The organism is Streptomyces sp. 142MFCol3.1, from assembly GCF_000424945.1.
In the GTDB taxonomy this organism is placed as follows: domain Bacteria; phylum Actinomycetota; class Actinomycetes; order Streptomycetales; family Streptomycetaceae; genus Streptomyces; species Streptomyces siamensis.
Map to the genome: position 1 here is coordinate 233,197 of NZ_AUKV01000003.1, position 23,402 is coordinate 256,598.

Consider the following 23,402-nt stretch of genomic DNA (forward strand, 5'->3'; position numbering starts at 1 on the left):
AGTGCGGGCTGATCTATGGTCGCCGGCATGACTTCGTTCCGTCCTGCCCCCGCATGGCTGGCCGACGCCGTCTTCTACCAGATCTACCCGCAGTCGTTCGCCGACTCGAACGGCGACGGCATCGGCGACTTCGGCGGTGTCGCCGAGCGCCTCGACCACCTCGCGTGGCTGGGCGTGAACACCGTGTGGCTCAACCCCTGCTTCGCCTCGCCGTTCCGGGACGCCGGATACGACGTCTCCGACTACCTGAACACCGCCCCGCGTTACGGCTCGAACGACGACCTCGCCGAGCTGATCGACGAGGCACGCCGCCTCGGCATCCGGGTCCTGCTGGACCTCGTCGCGGGCCACACCTCCGACGAGCACCCGTGGTTCGAGGCAGCCGCGGACGATCCGGCCGACGACCGGTACATCTGGACACCCGACGGACTCCCCGACGGCTTCGTACCCTCCCCCGGGAATCGGCCGGGCGCCTATCTGCCGAACTTCTTCGCCTGCCAGCCCGCCCTCAACTTCGGATACGCGCGCGCCGATCCGGCCGAACCCTGGCGCAGTCCGGTGGACGCCGAGGGTCCCCGCGCCAACCGCGCCGCCCTGCGCGAGATCATGGACCACTGGCTGGGGCTCGGCGTGTCGGGCTTCCGGGTCGACATGGCCGCCTCACTCGTGAAGGACGATCCGGGCAGGACCGAGACGGCACGGATCTGGACGGAGCTGCGGCACTGGCTGGACGGCGCGCACCCGGACGCGGCGCTGCTGTCCGAGTGGGGCGAGCCGGAGGTGTCGGTGCCCGCGGGCTTCCACACCGACTTCTTCCTCCAGTTCGGCGGGCCGGCCGACGGCCTCGCGCTGCGGTCGCTGTGGAGCAACTCCGAGGGCACGGTCAACGAGGCCTGGGACCCGCTCGACTGCTTCTTCGACCCGAGCGGCAAGGGCTCGCCCCGCCCGTTCGTGGAGGCCTGGCACGGGGCGGTCACCGCCCTCGGTGACAGCGGGTTCATCTCCCTGCCGACCGCCAACCACGACTTCTCCCGCCTCAACTGCGGCCCCCGCACGGCCGAGCAGCTTCCCGTGGCCTTCGCGTTCCAGCTCACCTGGCCGACCCTGCCGGCGATCTACTACGGCGACGAGATCGGCATGCGCTACATCCCGGGGCTGCCCGACAAGGAGGGCAGCGTGCTGGGCCCCCGCTACAACCGCGCGGGCTCGCGTACCCCGATGCAGTGGGACGACGGCCCGAACGCCGGCTTCTCGTCCGCCCACGCCGACGCCCTCTACCTCCCGGTCGACCCCTCCCCCGCCCGCCCCACGGTCGCCGCCCAACTCGCCGACGAGACCTCGCTCCTCCACCTGGTGCGCCGCCTCGTGGCCCTCCGCGCCGGCACACCGGACCTCGGCGCCCGAAGCCCGGTGGAAGTCCTGCACCCCGGCTATCCCTTCGTGTACCGACGCGGGGACCGCCATCTCGTCGTCATCAATCCGCAGCAGGGCGCGGCCTGTTACACCTGCACCCGCGTCCGTGGCGCCGAACCCCTGGAGTCCTCCGGCGTCCGCATCGGCGACGACGGCACGATCGACGCGCAGGGGTTCGGGTACGGCATCTACCGCCTGAAGGGACAGCCGGATCCCGGCGGAGACCGGAGCGACTGTCGTTCTCGACATACGCCGTGATGCCTGCTTCACTCGTCATATGGCATCAATTCGCCTGACACGACCGACACTTGAGGTCCTCAAGGTGCTGCTGGCCGCCACGCCGGACGACCCGGCGTGGGGGCTGCGGATCTGCGAGGAGGCCGATCTCGGCTCCGGCACCGTCTATCCCATTCTCGAACGGCTCGTCGACGCCGGGTGGGCGGTCCGCCGGGCCGAGACCGGCGAGCACCCCGGCCGTCCGAAGCGCTATTTCTACGAACTGACCGCCGCGGGCCGGCTCGCCACCCGCGAGGCCCGGGAGCGCAAGCCACGGCTCTTCGGGCTGCGCCCGGCCGGCGACGGGGGTGCGGCGTGAGTACGGACCGGCGGGACGACGAGCCCGTCCCCGGCGCCGGACCCGTGGCGATCGTGGCGGTCCTCGCACCCGTACTGGCCGGGACGGTGGCCGTCCTCTTCCTGGTGATCGGCTACACCGTGAAGACGGTGAGCCCGGGCTCCACGTTCTCCGCTTCCTTGATCACCAACGGCTGGATCTTCGGCGCCATCACCTCGGCATCCATCCTGATCGCCGCGGTCGGCCTCCTGATCACGGCTCTCCGCACGGGCGGTGAGGCCGCGCCGGAGCCGGACACCGGGACGGCGTCCGCCGCCCCGCAGCGGCAGAGCCGCAGGGGCAACGGCACTGTGGGGATCGCCTCGTTCGTGGCCGGGCGGCGTCGCACCCATCTGCGCGAGGAGTGGGCGGCCGTCCTCGCCGGGGCCCCCGAGCACGGGATCGTGCTGTCACCGCGCACGAGGATGCGCTACGCCCTCGGCTTCCTGTGGGCGGCCCTTCGGCTGCGTGTCCGGGACCTCGCCGCCCCCCTGTGGGTTCCGGTCGACTGGACGCTCGCCGTGGAGTCCCGCACGAACGGCTTCATCGCCGCCGTGGTGGGCGCCCAGGCGGTCTGGATCGTCGGCCACGGGGGCCTTACAGTCCTCGTCACGGACGTGTGGGAACCCTGCGCGATCGTGGGCGGCGCCCTCTACGTCCTGGTGCGCTGGCTGCGCCGTGTCCGCGGCATCGAGCTCGCCGCGGCGCCGCGGGACGACGCGCCCCCGGACTGAGCACGACGGGCGGGGCCCGTCAGGCGCGCAGCCGCAGGAACGCGAGCCAGGCGTCGGGGCCGTGGCGTCCCGGTCCGGCGGAGTCCTCCCGCCGGAAAGGGGCGTGCGTCCCCGGGCGACTGCGGCGAGCGGGCAGCAGCCGCCGGGCAAGGGCTCTGAGGAAGTGGGGCGGGGTCGCCGTCACGGGGACGGCGGACGTGTCGGCGGCCGCGGCGTGGGTGGCGGACACGAAGCCGGCGGGAGTGGTGGTGGACGTGGCGGTCATAGGGTCCTCCGTCGTCGTCATGGGGTGCTGTCACCCCACCGACGAACGACGCCTACGCCGATCGACACTCCGCGAGCCGCTTCGTCAAGAAGCGCCGCTCGGCGTCGTTCTCCACCAGCTCCAGAGCCCTGGCGTAGGCGTTCGCGGCCTCGGCGCGGCGGCCCGCACGACGCAGCAGGTCCGCCCTGGTGGCGGGCAGCAAGTGGTAGTCCGCCAGCTCGCCCTGTTCCTCCAGCTCCGCCACCAGGGCGAGCCCCTCTTCGGGGCCCTCGGCCATGCCCACGGCCACCGCGCGGTTGAGCCGGACCACGGCGGACGGCACGAACCGCCTCAGCTCGCCGTAGAGCGCGGCGATGTCGGCCCAGTCCGTGTCGTCGGCAGTGGCCGCCGTGGTGTGGCAGGCGGCGACGGCGGCCTGGATCTGGTAGGCGCCCGGACGCCCGCGGCGCAGCGCGCACTCCAGCAGGGCCGCGCCCTCGTCGACCGCCGTCCGGTCCCAGGCCGACCGGTCCTGGTCCTCCAACGTCACCAGGTCGCCCGCCGCGTCGACGCGAGTGTCCCGCCGCGCGTCGTGCAGCAGCAACAGCGCGAGCAGACCGAGCACTTCGGGCTCGTCGGGCATCAGCCGGGCCAGTACGCGGGCCAGCCGGATCGCCTCCGCGCAGAGGTCCCTGCGCACCAGATCGTCGCCTGCGCCTGCGACGTACCCCTCGTTGAAGAGCAGGTAGAGCACGCCGAGGACACCGGTGATGCGTTCGGGCAGGAGGTGCGCGGGCGGCACGCGGTACGGGATGCCCGCGTTGCGGATCTTCCGTTTGGCGCGGACCAGGCGCTGCGCCATCGTCGCCTCGGGTACGAGGAAGGCGCGGGCGATCTCGGGCGTGGTCAGTCCCGCGAGGGTGCGCAGGGTCAGCGCCACCCGGGCCTCGATGGGGAGCGCGGGGTGGCAGCAGGTGAAGATCAGCCGCAGCCGGTCGTCGCCGACTTCGCTCCCGTCCTCGAACTCCGGGTCGTAGGGCCCGTCGTCGCGTGCCAGCACGGCCACCTCCCGCAGCTTCCGTGTCCCGGTCGCCTCCCGGCGCAGCACATCCAGGGCGCGGTGGCGTGCGGTCGTGGTCAGCCAGGCGCCGGGGCGGCGCGGCACGCCGTCGCGCCGCCACCGGTCGAGGGCCTGGGCGAAGGCGTCCTGGGCGCATTCCTCGGCGAGTTCCCAGTCGCCGGTCACCCGGATCAGGGTGGCGACGACCTGGCCCCACTCCTCGCGGAAGGCGCCCGCGACCGCGCTTTCGACGTCTCGCGCGCGCGGGTTCGTGCTCATTCCCAGACCGGCCGCACTTCGACCGCGCCGCCGTCCAGCGCGGCCGGGTGCCGGGAGGCGAGCGCGATCGCCTCGTCGAGGTCGGCGGCCTCGACGATGTCGAAGCCCGCGACGTACTGCTCGGAGCGGGTGAACGGCCCGTCGTCGATCAGCACTTGGTCACCGCGGACGCGGACGGTGGTGGCGTCGGCGGGCGGTCGCAGGCGCGCGCCGCCGCGTGTGACGCCGTGCCCGCGCACCGCGTCGGAATAGGCGGTGAAGCGGGGGTCGCGGGTGGTCTCGGCGGGGCCCTGTTCCGCGCCGTCGACGGGCGTGCAGGCGAACAGCACGTACTTCACGGCCGGTCCTGGGTGACCGTGGAGTCGAAGGGGAGCGAGGTGTGCTGGTGGACGATCTGCCAGCGGTCGCCGGCCGCGCGGTAGCCCGTGGTGACGCGCGCGGTGGTGTCCAGCGAGTCGCCGGTGACCAGTTCGGCGCGCATCCGCACGAGGGCGTGGCTGAAGGCAATGCTCTCGTCGACCCGGACCCGGAAGTCGAGCACTTCGCGCTCCACCGGCCCGGCCAGTGTCGAGAACCAGAGTTCCTCGGCCTTGCGCAGAGCCTCGATCCCGCGCTGTTCCAGACCGGACACGGGGTGGAAGACCTCGACGTCCGGCGCGTAGCAGGCCATGGCCCGGTCGAAGTCCCGCTCGCGCGCGGCGGCGGTGAGCTCCGCGTCGAGCCGCCGGATGTCGCCCTCGGCGTCCTCGTCCTCCCAGAACGCGCGTACCTCCATGGCGCCGATCGTCGCCACGGGGTGCCTGGCGGCGGCCTCGACCGCCTCTTCCATGCTGTCGCATTCGAGGATGTCGTATCCGGCGACGTACTCCTTGGTCTCGGCGAACGGGCCGTCGGTGCACAGGACTTCGCCGTCGCGGACGCGGACGGTGACGGCTTCGGCGGGCCGGCTGAGCCGGTGGCCGTGCAGTCGCACGCCGCGCTCGACGCCCAGTTCCTCCACCCAGGGTTCGACGGGTGCCATGTCGGAGGCGTCGGCGGTGTCGTCGCCGCAGACCAGCAGCATGTACTTCATGGTTCCTCCCGGTGTTTGTGAGCTTCCTGCGTCCCACCGACGAACGGGAACGCGCCGCATCGACAACGTCCGCGCGACAATTTCGCCGACCTCGCGTCGCGGGCCTCGCGCCTGTCCTCTCGCCCAGACCGTCCCGGCGGTCCAGGTGGCCGCTTCAGCGGTCCGGATGTTCACACCGTGCTCGACGGTCACGCCGTGCTGGAGGGTGGTTCGAGCCGCACCGGCAACTCTCGGACACTGTTGCCCACGAAGCTCGCGTGACGGGAGAGTTCGTCCTCTGCGACCGCGAGGTCGAGGCCGGGGAAGCGGGCGAACAGCCGCTCCAGAGCGATGGTGGCCTCCATGCGCGCGAGCGGGGCGCCGAGGCAGTAGTGGGCGCCGTGCCCCAGGGAGAGGTGCCGGGCGGCGTCCGCGCGTCCAGGACGGGTGACGTCGAACCGGCCGGCGTCCGGACCGTGCGCGTCGCGGTCGCGCCCGGCGGCCGAGTATCCGGCGAGGACCGGGGTGCCCGCGGGGATCACGGTGCCGTCGAGCGTCATGTCCCGCACGGGGTACCGGAAGGGGAAGTAACTGACCGGGGCGTCCCAGCGGAGGGTCTCCTCGACGACGTCCGCCCAGCCCGCCCCGCCGCGTGCCACCAGGTCCCGTTGGTCGCGGTGTCCGCACAACGCCCTTACGGCGTTGGTGATGAGGTTCAGTGTGGTCTCGTGCCCGGCGATGATCATCAGGACCAGGGTGCCGATGAGTTCCTCGTGACCGAGCCGGTCCCCCTCCTCGTCCCGGGCGGCGATGAGTGCGCTGGTGAGGTCGTCGCCCGGCCGCCGGGAGCGCGCCTCGGCCACCGCGGCCAGTACGCCGACCAGTTCTCGGTTCGCGGCCAGGGCCTGCTCGGGTCCGATGTCGGTGGCGACCACCTGGTTCGAGAGATGGTGCAGCCGGTCGCGGTACTCGGCGTCGACACCGAGCAGTTCGCCGATGACTCCCATCGGCAGCGGCAGCGCGAAATGCCGGCGCAGATCCGCGACTCCCCCACCGTCGCGGGCCGCGCGCTCCAGGTCGTCGAGCAGTCCCTCCGTCAGCTCCTCGATCCAGGGACGCATGCGCTCCACGCGGCGGGCGGTGAAGGCCTTGCTGACCAATGACCGCAGCCGCCGGTGGTCGTCGCCGTCGGCCGTCGTCATCCCCCGCACGGTGGCGAAGGTCATCAGCGGCCACCCGGGGGCGATGTCGCCCTCGCGCAGTGCCGTGAAGTGCTGGGCTCCCTTGGCGACGTCGGGGTGCGCGAGGAACTCCTTGAGCGCGTCGTGCCCGAGCACAGCCATGCCCTCCACGTCTCCGGGCAGCACGACCGGCGCGACGCCGCCACACGCGAGGAGCCGCGCGTTGTCGGCGTGCGGGCAACCGCCCGCGGGATCCAGGCGATGGGGCGTGCCGGACGAGGTGTCCACCGGATTCTCCTTGTGGGAAGTCGAGTTGGAGCCGTTCGGCGCCGCCGGGGCGGCATGGTCCTCGATTCTGCCTGCTCACAGCAGTGTGCGCAGCCGCTCCGCGAAGCCCTGGGGATCGGTGCGGTCGCCGTTGTCGCCGCCGGGGAAGGGGACGCGCTCCGCGCCGAACGCGGCCGCCGGTTCTTGCGGGCGCCGGCAGTCGAACACGGCCCGCGGGGTGGGGTGTACGGCGGCGGGCACGATACGGATCGGGCCCGCCGCGGGCGCGCTTCCGTCCCCGGCCGCCGCCGTGATCCCGGCCGCGTCGAAGCCGATGACCTCGCCCGGATCGGCCCGCTCCGCGGCGAACGGTTCGGCGGCGTTCAGGGAGGTGTGTTGGACCTCCCTGAGCACCCGCGCGGGACCGGGCTCGGGGTCCGGGGCCCCCCAGACGCAGCCTGGCGGGTGCCGCGGGGTCGACGATCAGTGCGCGCATGGGAGGTACCTTCTCCGGCTGTCGACGACTGGCCGTACACCAACTCCCGCCGCTCGGCGTTCTTCCCGCCGAAGCCCGCCGGCACGGGCCCCGCGCACCGTCTCCCGGCCGCACCGGCGTGAGGCGTGGTACTGTTCGAGACAGCACTCATGCGCGATCCCCTTCGGATCGCCGGTGTCAGTTTCTCCTTCTCCGCTGTCACGCCCGTCGACGAACGACCGGCCGATCAGCTTCTCGGCACCACCTCCTGAAACCGGTCACGGACTGTTCCGTCCCGCCGCCTGCGAGGTGATGTTCCCGCCGCGCCGAGGCGCGCCGTCACCGGCCGTCGCCCTTCCTTCGCGGCCTCTCACCCCTTCCCCGCATGTCCCGTGCACCTCGTCCGTGAAAGGACCTCCATGACCACCACACTCGAACGCCCCCCTGTGCAGCAGCCCCGGCCGCAGGCCGTCACCGGTGTCCTCGACATCGACGGCAGCGGGAAGGGGCACCTGCGCGCCACGGACTGCCTGCCCTCGAACGCCGACCTCCAAGTCTCCCCCGCCCTGATCAGCCGTCACGGGCTGCGCAGGGGTGACACGATCGAAGGGGTACGCGGCGCGGCCCGCGCGCTCACCGAGGTCGAGCACGTCAACGGCCGTACGCCCCAGGAGCTGCGCCGACGCCCCCACTTCGGCGACCTCACCCCGCTGCACCCGCGCGACCGGCTCCGTCTGGAACACCCGGCGAGCGGCCTGGCCGGACGCGTCATGGACCTCGTCGCGCCGGTCGGCAAGGGCCAGCGCGGCCTGATCGTCGCCCCGCCCAAGACCGGCAAGACCGTGCTGCTCCAGCAGCTCGCCGCCGCGATCGCCGGCAACCATCCCGAATGCCGGCTGATGGTGCTGCTCCTCGACGAACGCCCCGAGGAAGTGACCGACATGCGGCGCTCGGTCCGCGGCGAGGTCTACGCCTCCACCTTCGACAAGGCCCCCAAACAGCACATCGCGCTCGCCGAACTCGTGATGGAACGCGCCAAGCGGCTGGTCGAGCAGGGCGAGGACGTCGTCGTCCTGATGGACTCCCTCACCCGGCTGTGCCGGGCGCACAACAACGCCGCAGCCTCCGGTGGCCGCACCCTGAGCGGCGGCGTCGACGCGGCCGCCGTACTCGGCCCCAAGCGGTTCTTCGGCGCGGCACGCCTCGCCGAGGAGGGCGGCTCGCTCACCGTCCTCGCCACCGCCCTGGTGGACACCGGCTCCCGCGCCGACGGCTACTTCTTCGAGGAGCTCAAGAGCACCGGCAACATGGAACTCCGCCTCGACCGCGACCTGGCGTCCCGGCGTGTCTTCCCGGCCGTCGACATCACCCCGTCCGGCACCCGCCGCGAGGAACTCCTCTTTCCCGCCGCCGAATTGGCGGCCGTTCGCGGCTTGCGCCGGGCACTGGCCACACGCGACGGCCAGGCCGGTCTCGAAACCCTCCTGGAGCGGCTGCGGGCCACCCCGGACAACGCGGCCTTCCTCCGGCGGGTCCAGCCGACACTGCCCGCCTGACCTCTACCGCGTGTGCCATCCGGGTACTCGCTGCCGCCGTTCGGGCCTGGCGTCCGGGTCCAGGGCCGCTCGGTTCCTACGTTGATCAGTATGACCATCGGATTCTCATCCCGCCTCGCCGCCTCGCGGGCCGCCGCCTGTCGCGCCGCCGTCTCCTGCTCCGTCGTCTGCGTGGTCGGAGCACTGGCCCTCGCGCCGAGTCCGGCCGAGGCCCGGATCGGCACGGACCCGGGCGCGGCCCGGCCGACGGCCTCGCCACCGCCCCTGTACCGGTCCGGGACGCACGTACGGCCACGGGCAGGTGCGCCCGAGGTCCCCGAGGACGTCTCCGCGCTGTCGTGGCTGGTGGCCGACGCCCGCACCGGCGACGTGCTCGCCGCGCACAACGCACACCGCAGGCTGCCGCCCGCCAGCACCCTCAAGACGCTGTTCGCCCTCACCGTCATGCCGGCGCTGCCCAGCGGCATCCGGCACACCGTCAAGGCAGCGGAACTCGCGGACGTCGGCGAGGGCAGCAGTCTGGTGGGCGTCGACGCCGGCCACACGTACAAGGTGGCCGACCTGTGGCGCGGCGTCTTCCTCAACTCCGGGAACGACGCCGTGCACGTGCTGGCCGAGATGACCGGTGGATGGCGGGCGACGGCGGCCCGGATGCAGGCCAAGGCCAAGGCCCTCGGCGCGCTCGACACCCGTGTCGTCTCACCCGACGGGTACGACGCGCCGGGCCAGGTCTCCTCCGCCTACGACCTCGCGGTCTTCGGACGGGCCGGACTGCGCAACGCGGACTTCGCGCGGTACTGCTCCACCGCGCAGGCCATGTTCCCCGGAGACGGCTACCCGTACCGGATCGAGAACACCAACCGCCTGCTGACCGGCGCCGACGGGGTCGACCCGTACCCGGGCCTGATCGGCATCAAGAACGGCTACACCTCCAACGCGGGCAACACCCTCATCGCCGCCGCACGACACGGCGAGCGCACCCTCATCGTCACCGTGATGAACCCTCAGGAGGGTGACGGGTTCACCGTGTACGAGGAGGCGCGCTCGCTGCTCGACTGGGGGTTCAAGGCGTCCGGGCACGTCGACCCGGTGGGTTCGCTGATCGACACGCGGGGTGTGCCCGCGGCGGGACCCTCCGCGCGGCCGGCCGCGTCGCCGCAGGAGGACAAAACGAGCTGGCCGGACGCCGCCGGGATCGCCGGCGCGGCCGGGATCGGCGCCGGGGGCGTGGCCCTGGCCCTGCGGCTCAAGGCCGCCCGTTCGGCCCGCGGCTGACCGACGGGCAGCCACAGCAGCAGCCCGAGGGTGATCCACGTGTACGTGTTGCTGCCGAGGAACCCGTCGAGACCCGAGGCGTCGTCGAACCACAGCCACACCACGCTGCTGCACAGAACCGCGTAGAGCACACCCGCGACGCGCAGTCGGCGCCGGTGCAGCAGCACGGCGAAGGACGGGAGCAGCCAGACGAGATGGTGCACCCAGGTGATCGGACTGACGAGGCACGCGGTGAGCCCCGTGAGGGCGAACGCGGCCGTCCAGTCGCTCTCGGCCAGGGCGCGGGTGGTCCGCCACACCCACACGCACATCACCAGCAGGGCGACCGTCGCCCAGACGGCCCTGCTCGGCCCGTCCGGCGCGACGAGACGGGCCAGGACGCCCTGCAACGACTGGTTGGAGACATAGCCGAGGCGGCCGATGCGGTCCGTGTCCCACAGCGCGTCCGTCCAGTAGAAGCGCGAGGCGTCCGGTGCGATCCAGGCCGCCAGGGCGGTGGCCGCCGCGGCGACCGCCGCGGCCACCCCGGCGGCACGCGGGCGGCGGGCGAGCAGCAGCAGCCCGATGAAGAGTGCGGGAGTGAGCTTGACCGCCGCGGCCAGACCGATGCCGACGCCCGCCCGGCGGCCCCGGCCGGTGGACAGCAGCCAGGCGTCGCTCAGCACGAGGGCGAGGAGCAGGAGATTGACCTGGCCGAAGCTGAACGTGTCGCGGACCGGTTCGAACAGGGCCAGCAGGCAGCCCGCCACGGCGAAGCCGAACCAGCCGTAGCGGCGCAGTGCGGGCCCGACCAGCACCCACACCACGAACGCCAGCGCCGCCAGGTTGAGGGCGAAGCCCACGACGATCGCGGTGGGCAGCCCCACCAGCGCCATCGGCAGCATGCCGACCGCGGCGAACGGCGGGTACGTGAAGCCGTACGCCGTCCCCGGCACCCGGTAGTCGTAGATCCGGCCCCCGTGGTGGACCCAGGTGTCGACCGTCCCGTAGTAGACGCGCAGGTCGAACCAGCCGCGCAGGAGCGGCACCGTGGCGGTGAACAAGCCGACGGCGACGGCGAGTGCGAGCAGGCACAGCAGCCGCCCGCGGTCGGTGGCCGGTGCTCTCATGCCGTCCGCTCCCATACCGGTGTCCGCGTCCGCGTCGCCTGGTGTGCCTGCCAGAGCACCACCAGGGCGAGTGCGCCGCCGGAGAAGGCCAGGACGACCTGGGCGGTGTCGGGCGGGCCTCCGCTCGGCAGCACCGCCAGCGCCAGCACCGCGCTGGCGGCCGCGACCCGCGTGCGCACCGAACCGTCCGGCGCCGCCGCGGAGATGAGGAACAGGCCCCACAGCGCGTACCAGGGCCGCACGGCCGGCCCGAACACGGCCACCGCCGCCAGGCTCAGCCCCAGCGCGTAGACCGGGCCGGGGCGCAGCCGCAGCCATATGAACAGCACCACCAGCACGGTCACCGCGAGGCCGGCCGCGTGCCAGAGGGGCAGCGCGAGCGGGGCGAGGCCGCTGCCCAGCTGCTGCAGCACAGCCCCGGTGGCGCGGCCGAGCACACTGGTGAGTGCCCAGTTGTGCGGGGAGACGGGGGTCTTGAGCGCCGCTATCCAGCCGTAGCCCGTACCGGCCACCGCGGTCGCCGCGACCGTCGTGGCCAGGGCGACAGCGGCCGTCGTGAGCGCCGACCGTGTCACGCCCCGCCGTCCACGCAGTGCGACGACGGCCAGCAGGCCGAGGGCGGCAGGCGCCTTCACCAGCGCCGCCAGGGTGACCAGGACGACGCCGAGGACGTGCCACCGGCCTCGCGCGGCGACCAGCCCCATGCCGAGCAGGCCGAGCATGATGGCGTCGTTGTGCGCACCGGCCACCAGGTGCAGCAGGACGAGCGGGTTGAGCGCCCCCAGCCACAGCGCCGCGGCCGGATCGGCGCCGCTGTGCCGGGCGAGGCGGGGCAGCGCCGCCGCCATCAGGGCCACGCCGAGCAGGGCGACAAGTCGCATGCCGAGCAGCCCTGCCGGCACCTCGCCGCGGGTCAGCCCGGACAGGGCGGAGGCGACGACGAGGAAGACCGGACCGTACGGGGTGGTGGTCTGCTGCCACAGCGGTGCCACCTCGTCGGCGAGCGGGCCACCGAGCTGGGCGGGCCCGTGCGCGTAGACGTCGATGTGCGCGTCGACCATGGCGCCCTGCGCGAGGTAGCTGTACACGTCCCTGCTGAACAGCGGCGGCGCCAGCAGCAGCGGTGCCCCCCACACCGCCAGCACCAGCAGCAGGGAGCGGGGAGTGGGCGGGCGGGGACCGCGTACGACCGTGCCGAGCAGCACCCAGGCGGCGATCAGCAGGACGACTCCGAAGTAGACACCGACCAGACCGAGTACGGCACGCGCGGACTCGGGGGCGAGCAGGTCTCGCGCGCGAAGTGCCCCGGCCGTCTCACCACCCAGCGCGAGGAAGGCGGAACCGGCCAGGCCGAGAGCCTGACAGCGGCGGAGATCGACGGGAAAAGCCATGGCCAGCACTCGGGAAGCGTGTCAACGCGAGGTGGCCGGGGAGCGACGTGACGCCTTCCGGGCGGGGGCCGGTGTGTGACCGCCGCGTGGTCGCCGGACGCCGGAAACCACGCGCGGACGCCAGGCCGAGAGCCACGCGTGGTCGCCCGGGCGGCGGGCGTCTCAGAAGACCGAGAGCCCCGTCAGTGTCGTGAAGCGGTCCAGTGCCGCGACGCCCGCCACCGAGTTGCCCCGTTCGTCCAGTCCCGGGCTCCAGACACAGAGCGTGCACCGGCCCGGGACCACCGCGATGATGCCGCCGCCGACGCCGCTCTTGCCCGGCAGGCCGACCCGGTAGGCGAAGTCGCCCGCCGCGTCATACGTGCCGCAGGTCAGCATCACCGCGTTGACCTGCTTGGCCTGGCTGCGGGTGAGCAGCCGGGAGCCGTCGGCGCGGATGCCGTGCCGGGCGAGGAACCCGGTGGCCAGCGCGAGGTCGGCGCAGGACGCCTCGATCGAGCACTGCCGGAAGTACTGCTTCAGCAGCACCGGCACCGGGTTGTCGATGTTGCCGTAGGACGCCATGAAGTGGCCGAGGGCGGCGTTGCGGTCGCCGTGCGCGGCTTCCGAGGAGGCGACCTCCCTGTCGAAGGTGAGGTCCGCGTTGCCGCTCTCCGCGCGCAGGAAGTCGAGCAGCGCGGCGGCGGCGTCGCCCGTCTGGGTCTGCAGCCGGTCCGTGACGACGAGGGCGCCCGCGTTGATGAACGGGTTGCGCGGTATGCCGTTCTCGTACTCCAGCTGGACCAGGGAGTTGAACGGGTTGCCCGAGGGCTCACGGCCGACGTGCTCCCACAGGGCGTCGCCCTCCCGGGACAGGTCGAGCGCCAGGGTGAAGACCTTGGTGATGGACTGGGTGGAGAAGGGCTGCCGCCAGTCCCCCACCCCGTACACCGTGCCGTCCAGCTCCGCGACGGCCATGCCGAAGCGGCGCGGGTCGCAGGCGGCGAGGGCCGGGATGTAGTCGGCGGGCCGGCCGCGGCCGGGGGTCCGCTCGATGTCCTCGGCGATCCGTTCCAGCACCGGCTGGAACGTCAGGGGCGAGCTCATGATCGCCATTGTGCCTCCGGTCCGGTCCTGGCGCTCATTTCCCGGGTTCAGGCGGCCGGGGCGGCGCTGCCGCCGGCCACGACCTCGGGGCGCAGCAGGGCCTCCAGCCGCTCGGCGGGCAACAGCCCCTTCTCCAGGACGAGTTCGGCCACGCCGCGTCCGGTGACGAGGGCTTCCTTGGCGATGTCGGTGGCCGCGGTGTACCCGATGTACGGGTTGAGCGCCGTGACCAGGCCGATGGAGTTCTCCGGCGGTCCTCTTCCCGGAGGGGTGGTTCAGGCGTGCGTGGGGTGCGTGAGCGGGTCGAGGGCGCGGGCCGGCCGGACGCTCCCGACCACCTCGCCCCCGCCGAGGAGCGGCGCGCCCGCGAACTCGGTGAGCGCTGCGGGGTCGACCCCGCAGCGCGCCAGGGCGGCGGCGGTCACCGGAACGCGTGCCCGGTCGGCGCCGTCGGCGATCTTCACGGCGACGGCCCGGCCGTCCGGCAGCGCGGCGACCTGCACGCCTTCGAAGCCGTCCTTGGCGAGCAGGCCCGGCACGGCGCGCATCAGTGCGGCGACGTCGCGCCCGGCCCCGGAGGCGATCTCGGCGTGCTCGCGCATGGCGTCGGCGACCCTGGCCTCGGGGGTGCCGGGCCCCGCGGTGGTCATCCGGGCGGCGGCGCGGGCCAGCCCGTGCAGCGAGACGGAGAACAGGGGCGCGCCGCAGCCGTCGACGGTGGTGCGGGCGACGGCCTGGCCGGTGAGGTCCTCGACGGTCTCCGCGATCGTCCGCTGAAGCGGGTGTGCGGGGTCGAGGTAGTCGTCGAGCGGCCAGCCGTTGCGGCGGGCGGTGTAGAGCATGGCCGCGTGTTTGCCCGAGCAGTTCTGGGCGAGCCGCGAGGGCGGGCGCCCCTCGCGCACCCAGGTCTCCCGTACGACGGGGTCGAAAGGCAGGTCGGGGACGTTGCGCAGCCGGCCCTCGGGCAGTCCGGCCAGTTCCAGGATGCGCCGGGTCCCGGCGAGGTGGCGTTCCTCTCCGGAGTGGCTGGCGGCGGCCAGCGAGAGCAGTTCGCCGTTCAGGGGCAGTCCGGCCCGCAGCATGGCCACGGCCTGGACGGGCTTGAGCGCCGACCGGGGGTAGAAGGCGGCCTCGATGTCGCCGATCTGGAGTTCCACGCCGCCGTCCGCGGCGAGGACGACCACGGACCCGTAGTGGATGCCCTCGATCATGCCGCCGCGTACGAGGTGGGCGACGGGGGCGTGCAGTGGTTCGCGTACGGAGGGGGCCCCCGCGGGGCGGGTGGGGTGAGTCAGGGCCGGGTTCACGCGTCGGCTCCTTCGCGTATCGCGGCGGGCCGCGCCGTCGGGGCGGGGGCGCCGTGCGGCGGCACTGCACGCGGTTCCTGCTCGCTCACGTCTGGGGTCCGCCTTCCGTGGCCGGGTCCGTGGCCTCGGGGCGCACGATGGAGGTGAGGGTGGTCTCGACGCGGTCGAGGTGGTGGGACATGGCCTGGACGGCGTCATGCTCGGAGCCGTCGATCAGCGCCTCGACGATCGCGCGGTGCTCGCGGTTGGACTGCTCGCGCCGGCCGCCGAGTTCGTTCAGGAACGCCGACTGGCGAGCCAGAGCGTCCCGGATCTCCTCGATGACCCGGCGGAACACCGGGTTCTGCGACGCCTCGGCGACGGCGATGTGGAAGATCGTGTCCATCGCGACCCACGCGGTGGTGTCGGTCTCCCGTTCCATCCGGTCGAGGAGGTGGGCGAGGTGGTCGAGGTTCTCCGGGGTGCGTCGGACGGCCGCGTATCCGGCGACGGGGATCTCGACGTGCCGGCGCACTTCGAGCAGGTCGCTCGCGGCGTAGTCGCCGAACGTGGGGTCCTCGACCGCGCTCGCGACGACGAAGGTTCCCTTGCCGGTGCGCGACACGGTCAGGCCCATGACCTGGAGGGCCCGCAGGGCTTCGCGCAGCACGGGCCGGCTGACTTCGAGGCGGCGGCACAGCTCCGCCTCGGAGGGGAGTTTGTCGCCGATGGCGTAGTCGCCGCGCTCGATGGCGTCGCGGAGGTGGGTGAGCACCGCTTCCATGGCGCTGACGCGCCGCGGCACCGAGCCACCTGTCTGGCTGTCTGACAGGTTCACGGTGGCGATGATCCGTGGGACGGACGCGCGCTGTCAAGCGACGGCCGGAGCGAGGGCGGCCGGAGCGAGGGCGGCCGGAGGGAAACGGATCAGTGGGCGTGAAGCCGGAGAACCGGCTTCACGCCCCCTGATCCGGCGCCCTGTGGACTCAGCTGTCCAGGGCCCCAGTGGTCAGCAGCCCGAACAGCAGCACGCCGATGACGAGCCGGTAGATCACGAACGCGTTGAAGGAGTGCTTGGCGACGAACTTCAGCAGCCAGGCGATCGACGCGTAGGCGACCACGAAGGACACGACGGTACCGACGGCCAGCGGGGCGGCGCCGACGCCCGCACCCAGGGCGTCCTTGAGCTCGTACAGGCCGGCACCGGTCAGGGCCGGGATGCCGAGGAAGAAGGAGAGGCGGGTGGCCGCCACACGGTCCAGGTCCAGGATGAGCGCCGTGGACATCGTCGCGCCCGAGCGGGAGAAGCCCGGGAAGAGCAGGGCGAGGATCTGCGAGCTGCCGACCAGCATGGCGTCCTTGAAGGAGGTGTCGTCCTCGCCCCGCTTGTGCCGCCCCATCTGGTCCGCGGCCCACATCACGCCGCTGCCGACGATCAGCGAGGCCGCCACGACCCAGAGCGAGGCCAGCTGGCCCTCGATCAGCGGCTTGGCGGCGAGGCCCACGACGACGATCGGGATGGTCGCGTAGATGACCCACCAGGCGAACTTGTAGTCGTGGTGCCCGCGCTCCTCCTTGTTGCGCAGGCCGCGCCCCCAGGCGGAGACGATCCGCACGATGTCCTTGAAGAAGTACACGAGCACGGCGGCGATCGCGCCGACCTGGATGACCGCCGAGAACCCGACGACGGCGTCGTCGTCGACGGGGATGCCCATCAGCCCTTCGGTGATCTTGAGGTGACCGGTCGAGGAGACGGGGAGGAACTCGGTGACCCCCTCGACGGCTCCGAGGACGACGGCCTGACCGACGTTGATGACGCTCATGGGATCCAGTTCTGAGGAGTTGGTCGACAGTGCTGTAGACGGTACACGGCACAGTCTGGCCTATCCGCGACGACGCCCGGCGCCTACGTCCACAAAGCTTGCGCAAACGAGACCCCGGCGAACGCCGCGCCCAGGCCGGCCGTCACGCTCACGATCACGTTGGCCGCAGCGTAGAACCCCGCCCCGGTCTCCGTCAGCCGTACCGTCTCGTACGAGAACGTCGAATAGGTGGTCAACGCCCCGCACAGGCCCGTGCCGATCAGCAGTTGCAGGTGCGGCGAGGCGTGCCCCGCGGCGGCCGCGCCGGTCAGCAGCCCCAGGATGAGGGAGCCCGTCAGATTGACGACGAGGGTGCCCCACGGGAAGGCCGAGTCGTGCTTCGCCTGGACCGCCCGGTCGGTCAGATAGCGCAGGGGTGCGCCGACCGCGGCCCCCATGATCACCAATAGCCAGTTCACAACGACTTCTCACCTTCCCCGCCCTCGGGAAGGACGATCTCCCAGTCGCCGCGGACGATCGGTCCGCCGGTGACGTTCTCTTCGAGCAGCGGCGCGAACAGCGGCTCGTGGTGGCAGGTGTCGCGCTCGCCGGTGAGGACCGTCACGCGCAGGGCGTCGGCCGTCCGCCCGGTCATCGTCGCCTGCCCGCCACGGTGCGGCGGGTCGTCGCACCGGCGAGCCAGACCGCGGCCAGCGCCGCGATGAGCGTCACGACGAGGTAGCCGAACCCGGTCCAGGGGCGTCCCGCGTCGACCAGTCTCTGGATGTCGACGGCGTACGTCGAGAAAGTGGTGAATCCGCCGAGCACCCCGGTGCCGAAGAAGGGCCGCACCAGCCGGTGGACGGCCCACAGGTCGGTGATGAGGACCATGAAGACGCCCATCACGGCACAGCCGAGGACGTTCACCCAGAACGTGGTCCAGGGGAACCCGGCCGTCTCGGCGGGCCACACGCGTGCGGCGCCGTAGCGCGCGGTCGCGCCGATCGCTCCGCCGAGGGCGACCATCGCGACGACCGGCCGCCGGCCCTGCCGGAGGGACGCCGTCCGCACGGGCATGCGCACGGGAGCGCCGGGCTCCTCGACTCGTTCGGGACGTGGGGCTGTCATGGGCGCACTTCTCCTACTCGCCGGGCCCGGACGGCTCCGGGCACACTTCGTCGCAAGTAGGGACCGTTGGCGGCGGTGCCGCGGTTCGGGTACGGCGGGCCCCACCGCCGCGCCGCGACGCAAGATCGCGGCCGGCGAACAGCCTAACCCCGGGAGGACGGCACACGCACACACGGCCCCGTCCATGACCACTCGTCAAGGCCTCGGGCCTTCGCAGCCGAGGGACCACGGCCTCCCGTCGGACAGGTCGGCGGCCGTCGAGGCTCCACGGATCACCTCGTGGCGGCGGGCAGGGCCCTGATATCCGCGGGGACCCGACGGATCATCCCGTGACGGAGCACAGGGCTCCGGCCGCCGGGCCTCGACGGATCAGCCCCGTCGTGGCAAGCACCGCCCCGCCCGCCGGGCGTCGGCGGATCACTCCGCCGCGGCGGGCAGGTCGCAGACGCCGAGCCCCCGCTCCCACAGGCTCCCGAGGATCAGCCGCCCGTCTGCCTCACAGGCACTGGTGACCATGCGGAACCGGGAGCGGCGACGCGTCAGGTGGTGCAGCACGTCGCCCTGCTCGTCCACCGCGAGGACGCCGATGGTGCCCGGGGGACGAAACGGCGCGCGGACCGCGATCCGTGCGGCGACGCGCCGCACGGCGGACCCCGTCCGGTGCAGCAGTTCCAGCGGGGCGACGCGAGGTCCGGCGAGCGCCACCCAGATCGGGCCGCCGGGGGCGCGCCAGAGGTTGTCGGGCTGGCCCGGCAGATCGTCCACGAGGGTCTCGGCGCTGCCCTGCCGGGGACCGCCGAGCCAGTAGCGGGTGAGGCACCGTGCTCCGGTCTGCGCGAGGACGAGGAAGGTCTCGTCGTGCGCGGCGACGAGCCCGTTGGCGAACTGGAGGCCCTCCAGGAGCACTTCCGGCTCCTTCTCCCCCGGCGCCAGGCGCAGCAGCCGACCCGTTCCGGTGTGCTCGACGAGGTCGCCGATCCAGTGTTCCAGCGGGTGGCTGCGACTGGAGACGGTGAAGCAGACGGTGCCGTCCGAGAGCGCGGTCACATTGCTGCAGAAGCGCAGGGGTTCACCCGCCACGCTGTCGGCGAGGACCCGTACCGTGCCGTCGTCGAGGGCGACGCGCAGCAACCCCCGCTCGGCGTCACACACCAACAGGTCGTCGTCGGCGACGAGTTCGAGGCCCAGCGGTCTGCCGCCGGTTTCCGCCAGCACCTGGACGCGGGTGCGGCCGGGGTCCGCGAGTCCTTCGACGCGGACGATGCGGCCGTCCTCCAGACCGGTGAGCACCCTCCCCCGCGAGTCGGCGACCACGTCCTCCGGCCCTCGGCCGCCGAGCGGCACGAAACGCCGGGGCACCAGACGGGACTCCTCCGGCCATGCGACCTGCGTCCGCCGCGACTTCTCGCCCACGCCGCTACCAACCCTTCTCGAAGAAGAGACCGACCTCGGCGATGCGGTACTCGTCACGGCTGTAGAAGGTGCGTCGTCCGACGCGTTTCGCCCGCAGCAGTCCGACGCCGGTGAGCAGATCGAGGTGGGTGCGCGCCACCGCTCGGCTCACGCCCAGCTTCGCGGCCAGGACCTCCGGGCTCACGCCGTCCTCGACGAGATCACCGTGGCGTTGTACCGGGAAGTGCGCGACGGGGTCCCGCAACAACTCCAGTATGTCCAGGCGCTGTCCTCTGACGGGAGCCCTCAGCATCTCGTCCCCCTCCGTCACGACGGTCTCCCGCTACTGTCCCGCAGCCAGGGGCGGCACGCACGGCGTTCCGCTTCTCTGGCCGGGGCCGATCGGGCGGACGGCGCGGCGGGGCGCATCGCGCTGCGTCACGGCCCGGCCGCCGCGCACGGTCGCCGGGCCGTGACCGCAGCGGTGGCCGAACTTCGCCGTGCCCAGCCCCCTCATGACCCAACGGAGTCATGAGGGGGCTGGGCACGGCTGAGCCCCCTCACCTGTCGGGAGGGGGCTCGATGTCGTGCGCGGTCAGCGGGACGCGGGCGGGATGCTCTGGTCGTACTGGAAGACGTTGTGCGGGTCGTACTTCGCCTTGAGCCTGCGCAGCCGGTCGACGTTCGATCGCCAGTACGCGGTCTCCCAGTCCTGCACGCCGATGTTCGGCACGTTGACGTAGGCACCGTCCACATAGGGGCGCAGTTCCTGGCTGAATTCGGCGATCCAGGCCTGGGCCTGCGGGGTGAGCGGGTCGCAGATGCCCGGCTGGTCACTGCGCTTGCCCCAGCCGGCGCCGGGCTCGGAGTAGAAGAGCGCGTCGCGGTGCGGGAACGCGGTGCCCCCACGGGGGTTCTTCCTGACCGCCCCGCCGAAGGCCTGGACAAAGAAGTTGCTGTCGTCCGTGGGGGCGTCCTTGATGAACGAGGCGACCACGTCGATCGCCTTGGTGGGGAACGGCTTTCTGGCGAACTGCGAGTAGAACTTCCAGTTCGCGGGTTCGTCCTCGGTCGGGATCTGGAATCCCGCATACACGTCGCCCCAGTTTCCCACCTGCGTCGAAACCTGGGGGCTGCCGATCGACAGGATCGGGGCCAGCAGCTTTTCCGCCTCCGCCGGCGTTCCTTCCGCGAGGACCGCGAAAAGCAGGTTCTGGTTCCGGTGGATTTCGAGCTGGGTGCCGAGACGGTCGTCGGTGTACGGAGCGGTGTGCTGGTAGGCCTCGAAGATCCTGCGCAGGTCGTCGATGCCGTCCCACGTGGCCTGCAGATACGTGACGCTTTTCAGCGGGGCCAGTTTGTAGGTGAGCGAGGTGACGATTCCGAAATTGCCGTTGCCCGCTCCGCGCAGCGCCCAGAGCAGATCCGAGTTGTGGTTCAGATCAACCTTGATCACCTTGGCGCACTCGTCGCCTTTCGTGACGACGATCTCGGCGCCGATCAGGCTGTCACAGGCCATGCCGAGCCAGCGCGTGAGGAAGCCGAACCCACCGCCGAGCGTCGCACCCGACAGACCCACGCTCCCTTCGGTCCCCGTCGTCACCGCGAAGTTCTGCTTCGCGAGCGTGGTCACCGCCTCCAGTTGGTTGAGGCCGGAGCCGACCGTCGCGATGCGAGAGGCACTGTCGATGTGGACCGACTTCAGCTCGCTGATGTCGATCACAAGGCCGCTGTCGACGTTCGACCAGCCCTCGAGGTTGTGGCGGCCGCTCCGGATCCGCAGCGCGACGTCGTTCTGCCGCGCCCACGTGAGGGCGTTGACCACGTCCTGGGTGTTCTGGGCGAAGACGATGACCAGCGGATAGTGGGAGAAGAGCTGGTCCCAGCCGAGACGCGCGTCCGTGTACCCGGGGTCCTCGGGGCGGACGATCCGGCCGGTCAGCTTCGCCGGCCCGCACCCCGCCCCGTACTCCTCGCCTCCGGTGGCGCCGGTCACCGCGCTCGCACCGGGGGCTGCGGCGGCCGCAGCGCCCGGCACGACGACCGCACCGGCACCGGCGACCGCCGTTGCCTTGAGCAGTCCGCGACGGGAAAAGTCGTTCATGGTCCGTGTCCTCTCGACCGCCAGCAGACGCGAATCGGTCTTTTGTTGATGATTCGGGCGAAGTGGACGGTAGCAAGGACGACCGGGGGGGGATCGTCTCGACACACTCGCAGGCACGACCAAGGCGCCTGATGTCAGCACACCCTGTGCCGGCCGAGACGGTGCGGGCGCCGCCGGCCGAGATCGAGGGCGCGGACCCCGCGGCGGTGATCCTGCCGACGGAGCTGGTGCGGCGCGCGTCGGCCTGACGCCGGCGGCCGGCGGCCGCAGACGGCTCCGCAGCCCCGCGCGACCGGTCAGGATTCGAGAAGCCGCCCGGGACTGCGGCGATCTAGCGTGAAGGCGTCGGCGGGAGCACCGTCGACGCTCGGAGCGCCCCCGTACGCGACGGGCACCGCACGCAGGACACTTACCACGAAGGAGTCGTCATGACCGACGGTCTCAAGACCATCGTCTATCCCGTCAAGGACCTCACACGGTCCAAGGCGCTGTTCACCGCGCTGCTCGGCGTGGACCCCTACGCCGACGAGGCCTACTACGTGGGGTTCCGGACCGCCGGGCAGGAGGTCGGCCTCGATCCCAACGGCCACGCCAAGGGCATGACGGGGCCGGTTCCGTACTGGCACGTCTCCGACCTCCGGGCGACGCTGAAGGGGCTGCTCGACGCCGGGGCGGAGACGCTTCAGGACGTCCAGGACGTGGGCGGCGGCAAGCTCATCGCCTCCGTGAAGGACGCGGATGGCAACCTGGTCGGGCTCGTGCAGGATCCGGCCGCCTGACCTCTGGCCGCTGGGCGCCGGGCGCCGGGCGCCGGGCGCCGGGGACCGTGAGTGAAGAAGGTCGTGCACGGAATCCCCGCTTGAATGCATCGACACTAGTTGCATGGTCAATGAATGGCCGGATCTCTGTTACCGTTCAGTTATGGCAACGGAAACGTCCGACGCCCGGCTGGAAGACCAGTGGCGGGACATCCTCGCGGTCCACGCGCGCACGATGTGTGAGATCGACCGCGCGCTGCATCCTCACGGCCTCGGGGCGAGCGATTTCGAGGTCCTCGACATCCTCGCCTCGCGCGTCGCGGACCCCGGCGAGCTGTGCCGTGTCCAGAACATCGCGGGCCAGGTCCACCTGAGTCAGAGCGCCCTGTCCCGGCTGATCGGCAGGCTGGAGAAGGAGGGCCTGGTGGAGCGCACCGTCTGCCAGGAGGACCGGCGCGGCGTGTGGGTGGCGCTCACCCGGCAGGGACGCGACCTGCACTCCCAGGTGCTCCCGCTGCAGCGGGCGGTCCTCGCCCGGATGCTGCACGACTAGGACCCGTTCACCGAGGAGCACGGACGGCGGTCGCCCCGCGACGGCAACGTGCGGTTCCGACGGCTTTCACCCCGTGGCGGGCCATGACGAGAGCCGAGCGGCCCGCGCGTGATGGAGCGGGCCGCTGGGCTCGTGGGTTCCGCGGACTCCCGGGCCCGCGCAAGGTCTCGGGTCGGCAGGCTCAGTCCGCCGGCCGGGCCAGCAGGGTGCGGACGCCTTCCGAGGTGAGCGTCAGGCCGTGCGGCGAACTGGCGTCGATGGTGAGCGCCAGGTCGCCCGAGGGCCACTGGGAGGCGAGCGCCCCGAGCGGCACCAGCCGGTAGCGGGAGACGAACGGCAGCAGCTCGGCCATCTCCAGTTCGGAGGTGAACACCGGCACCACCTGGGCGCCGCCCGGCTGGTCCAGGACGGGCAGCGCCACGGCCGAGGGGTCGGCCATGCCCTCTTCGACGGCGTCGTCGGGCACGGGGACCAGCACGTCGCTGCCCGCGAGCGTGTCCAGAGCCGCCGTGTCCTCGGTGTTGTCGGCGAGGGCGTTCAGGGCCTCCTGGGCCGGTGTCGGGGCAACCTTGGGCCGGTCGTGGTTGTTCGAGGGTGTGTCCATGGCAGATCCCGGATAGTCGTGGACGGGACACCCGGGACACG

25 protein-coding genes and 2 pseudogenes are annotated in these 23,402 nt (G+C 72.3%); 7 read left to right on the forward strand and 20 right to left on the reverse strand.

The genetic code is table 11. The features are described 5' to 3' along the window. The first annotated feature begins 27 nt into the window (after window positions 1–27). The 3 genes from H305_RS44565 to H305_RS55970 are packed head-to-tail and all read left to right on the forward strand — an operon-like array spanning window position 28 to window position 2,760. Window positions 28–1,671 carry an alpha-amylase family glycosyl hydrolase gene (locus H305_RS44565; RefSeq protein ID WP_051370391.1) on the forward strand — a complete coding sequence of 548 codons (1,644 nt, stop codon included), beginning with the start codon at window positions 28–30 and terminating at the stop codon, window positions 1,669–1,671. A gap of 19 nt (window positions 1,672–1,690) precedes the next feature. Further along, entirely contained in the window at window positions 1,691–2,008 is a 318-nt protein-coding gene (locus tag H305_RS44570) for a PadR family transcriptional regulator (protein ID WP_037762607.1), read from the forward strand. Beyond that, window positions 2,005–2,760 (forward strand): hypothetical protein, encoded by a 756-nt coding sequence (locus H305_RS55970; protein ID WP_051370381.1) that lies wholly within the window; start codon window positions 2,005–2,007, stop codon window positions 2,758–2,760. Before H305_RS44570 ends, H305_RS55970 begins: the two co-directional genes overlap by 4 nt. A gap of 19 nt (window positions 2,761–2,779) precedes the next feature. On the opposite strand, the gene H305_RS0105685 is transcribed toward H305_RS55970, so the two are convergent. The 6 genes from H305_RS0105685 to H305_RS0105710 form a co-directional block, all read right to left on the reverse strand. Next, on the reverse strand, window positions 2,780–3,025 hold the full coding sequence (locus H305_RS0105685) for a hypothetical protein (RefSeq protein WP_028799564.1): 246 nt from the start codon (window positions 3,023–3,025) through the stop codon (window positions 2,780–2,782). A gap of 52 nt (window positions 3,026–3,077) precedes the next feature. After that, on the reverse strand, window positions 3,078–4,343 hold the full coding sequence (locus tag H305_RS0105690) for an RNA polymerase sigma factor (RefSeq protein ID WP_028799565.1): 1,266 nt from the start codon (window positions 4,341–4,343) through the stop codon (window positions 3,078–3,080). Next, window positions 4,340–4,681: a YciI family protein gene (locus H305_RS0105695; RefSeq protein WP_028799566.1), complete on the reverse strand. Its 342-nt coding sequence runs from the start codon at window positions 4,679–4,681 to the stop codon at window positions 4,340–4,342. The genes H305_RS0105690 and H305_RS0105695 overlap by 4 nt, the downstream gene beginning before the upstream one ends. Beyond that, window positions 4,678–5,415, reverse strand: a complete 738-nt coding sequence (locus H305_RS44585; protein WP_051370382.1) for a nuclear transport factor 2 family protein — start codon at window positions 5,413–5,415, stop codon at window positions 4,678–4,680. Before H305_RS44585 ends, H305_RS0105695 begins: the two co-directional genes overlap by 4 nt. Window positions 5,416–5,603: 188 nt before the next feature. Continuing rightward, a complete protein-coding gene (locus H305_RS0105705) occupies window positions 5,604–6,863 on the reverse strand; it encodes a cytochrome P450 family protein (protein WP_028799567.1) in 1,260 nt (419 codons plus the stop codon). Window positions 6,864–6,938: 75 nt separating this feature from the next. Further along, entirely contained in the window at window positions 6,939–7,256 is a 318-nt protein-coding gene (locus H305_RS0105710; RefSeq protein WP_028799568.1) for a hypothetical protein, read from the reverse strand. 480 nt (window positions 7,257–7,736) lie between these two features. On the opposite strand from H305_RS0105710, the gene rho reads away from it, so the two are divergent. Continuing rightward, window positions 7,737–8,873: a transcription termination factor Rho gene (rho, locus tag H305_RS0105720; protein ID WP_028799569.1), complete on the forward strand. Its 1,137-nt coding sequence runs from the start codon at window positions 7,737–7,739 to the stop codon at window positions 8,871–8,873. Between the two features lie 90 nt (window positions 8,874–8,963). Next, window positions 8,964–9,818, forward strand: a pseudogene (locus H305_RS50160) (D-alanyl-D-alanine carboxypeptidase family protein); the annotation flags it as partial. Window positions 9,819–9,877: 59 nt separating this feature from the next. Here the strand turns inward: H305_RS50160 and H305_RS0105730 are convergent. From H305_RS0105730 to H305_RS0105790, 13 genes and pseudogenes are all read right to left on the reverse strand, one after another. Beyond that, complete coding sequence (locus tag H305_RS0105730) at window positions 9,878–11,257, reverse strand: glycosyltransferase 87 family protein (RefSeq protein ID WP_028799571.1); 1,380 nt, start codon at window positions 11,255–11,257, stop codon at window positions 9,878–9,880. After that, a complete protein-coding gene (mptB, locus tag H305_RS0105735; protein WP_028799572.1) occupies window positions 11,254–12,648 on the reverse strand; it encodes a polyprenol phosphomannose-dependent alpha 1,6 mannosyltransferase MptB in 1,395 nt (464 codons plus the stop codon). The genes H305_RS0105730 and mptB overlap by 4 nt, the downstream gene beginning before the upstream one ends. Before the next feature lie 162 nt (window positions 12,649–12,810). Beyond that, entirely contained in the window at window positions 12,811–13,743 is a 933-nt protein-coding gene (locus H305_RS0105740) for a glutaminase (protein ID WP_028799573.1), read from the reverse strand. Window positions 13,744–13,781: 38 nt separating this feature from the next. Beyond that, window positions 13,782–13,994 (reverse strand): annotated as a pseudogene (gene aspA, locus H305_RS50165) (aspartate ammonia-lyase); the annotation flags it as partial. Window positions 13,995–14,009: 15 nt separating this feature from the next. Continuing rightward, window positions 14,010–15,041: an asparaginase gene (locus H305_RS0105750; RefSeq protein WP_037762519.1), complete on the reverse strand. Its 1,032-nt coding sequence runs from the start codon at window positions 15,039–15,041 to the stop codon at window positions 14,010–14,012. An 85-nt stretch (window positions 15,042–15,126) separates the two neighbouring features. Further along, window positions 15,127–15,858: a FadR/GntR family transcriptional regulator gene (locus H305_RS0105755; protein ID WP_078628886.1), complete on the reverse strand. Its 732-nt coding sequence runs from the start codon at window positions 15,856–15,858 to the stop codon at window positions 15,127–15,129. Window positions 15,859–16,006: 148 nt separating this feature from the next. Continuing rightward, on the reverse strand, window positions 16,007–16,843 hold the full coding sequence (locus H305_RS0105760; protein WP_028799576.1) for an undecaprenyl-diphosphate phosphatase: 837 nt from the start codon (window positions 16,841–16,843) through the stop codon (window positions 16,007–16,009). An 83-nt stretch (window positions 16,844–16,926) separates the two neighbouring features. Then, window positions 16,927–17,301, reverse strand: coding sequence for a fluoride efflux transporter CrcB (gene crcB, locus H305_RS0105765; RefSeq protein WP_028799577.1), 375 nt, complete (start codon window positions 17,299–17,301; stop codon window positions 16,927–16,929). Continuing rightward, complete coding sequence (locus H305_RS0105770; RefSeq protein ID WP_028799578.1) at window positions 17,298–17,477, reverse strand: hypothetical protein; 180 nt, start codon at window positions 17,475–17,477, stop codon at window positions 17,298–17,300. Before H305_RS0105770 ends, crcB (H305_RS0105765) begins: the two co-directional genes overlap by 4 nt. Then, window positions 17,474–17,950 carry a fluoride efflux transporter CrcB gene (crcB, locus tag H305_RS0105775; RefSeq protein ID WP_028799579.1) on the reverse strand — a complete coding sequence of 159 codons (477 nt, stop codon included), beginning with the start codon at window positions 17,948–17,950 and terminating at the stop codon, window positions 17,474–17,476. Before crcB (H305_RS0105775) ends, H305_RS0105770 begins: the two co-directional genes overlap by 4 nt. A 417-nt stretch (window positions 17,951–18,367) precedes the next feature. Beyond that, on the reverse strand, window positions 18,368–19,363 hold the full coding sequence (locus tag H305_RS0105780; protein ID WP_078628887.1) for an SMP-30/gluconolactonase/LRE family protein: 996 nt from the start codon (window positions 19,361–19,363) through the stop codon (window positions 18,368–18,370). A gap of 4 nt (window positions 19,364–19,367) precedes the next feature. Continuing rightward, entirely contained in the window at window positions 19,368–19,655 is a 288-nt protein-coding gene (locus H305_RS0105785; RefSeq protein WP_028799581.1) for a helix-turn-helix domain-containing protein, read from the reverse strand. A gap of 282 nt (window positions 19,656–19,937) precedes the next feature. Next, on the reverse strand, window positions 19,938–21,446 hold the full coding sequence (locus H305_RS0105790; RefSeq protein ID WP_028799582.1) for an FAD-binding oxidoreductase: 1,509 nt from the start codon (window positions 21,444–21,446) through the stop codon (window positions 19,938–19,940). Between the two features lie 428 nt (window positions 21,447–21,874). Here H305_RS0105790 and H305_RS0105800 point away from each other — a divergent pair, with 428 nt between their 5' ends. Together H305_RS0105800 and H305_RS0105805 are read left to right on the forward strand one after the other, a co-directional pair. After that, window positions 21,875–22,225 carry a VOC family protein gene (locus tag H305_RS0105800; RefSeq protein ID WP_028799583.1) on the forward strand — a complete coding sequence of 117 codons (351 nt, stop codon included), beginning with the start codon at window positions 21,875–21,877 and terminating at the stop codon, window positions 22,223–22,225. Window positions 22,226–22,367: 142 nt separating this feature from the next. Next, complete coding sequence (locus tag H305_RS0105805) at window positions 22,368–22,757, forward strand: MarR family winged helix-turn-helix transcriptional regulator (protein WP_028799584.1); 390 nt, start codon at window positions 22,368–22,370, stop codon at window positions 22,755–22,757. 181 nt (window positions 22,758–22,938) lie between these two features. Here the strand turns inward: H305_RS0105805 and H305_RS0105810 are convergent, their stop codons facing one another. Next, on the reverse strand, window positions 22,939–23,361 hold the full coding sequence (locus tag H305_RS0105810) for an SseB family protein (RefSeq protein WP_028799585.1): 423 nt from the start codon (window positions 23,359–23,361) through the stop codon (window positions 22,939–22,941). Between the last annotated feature and the right edge of the window lie 41 nt (window positions 23,362–23,402).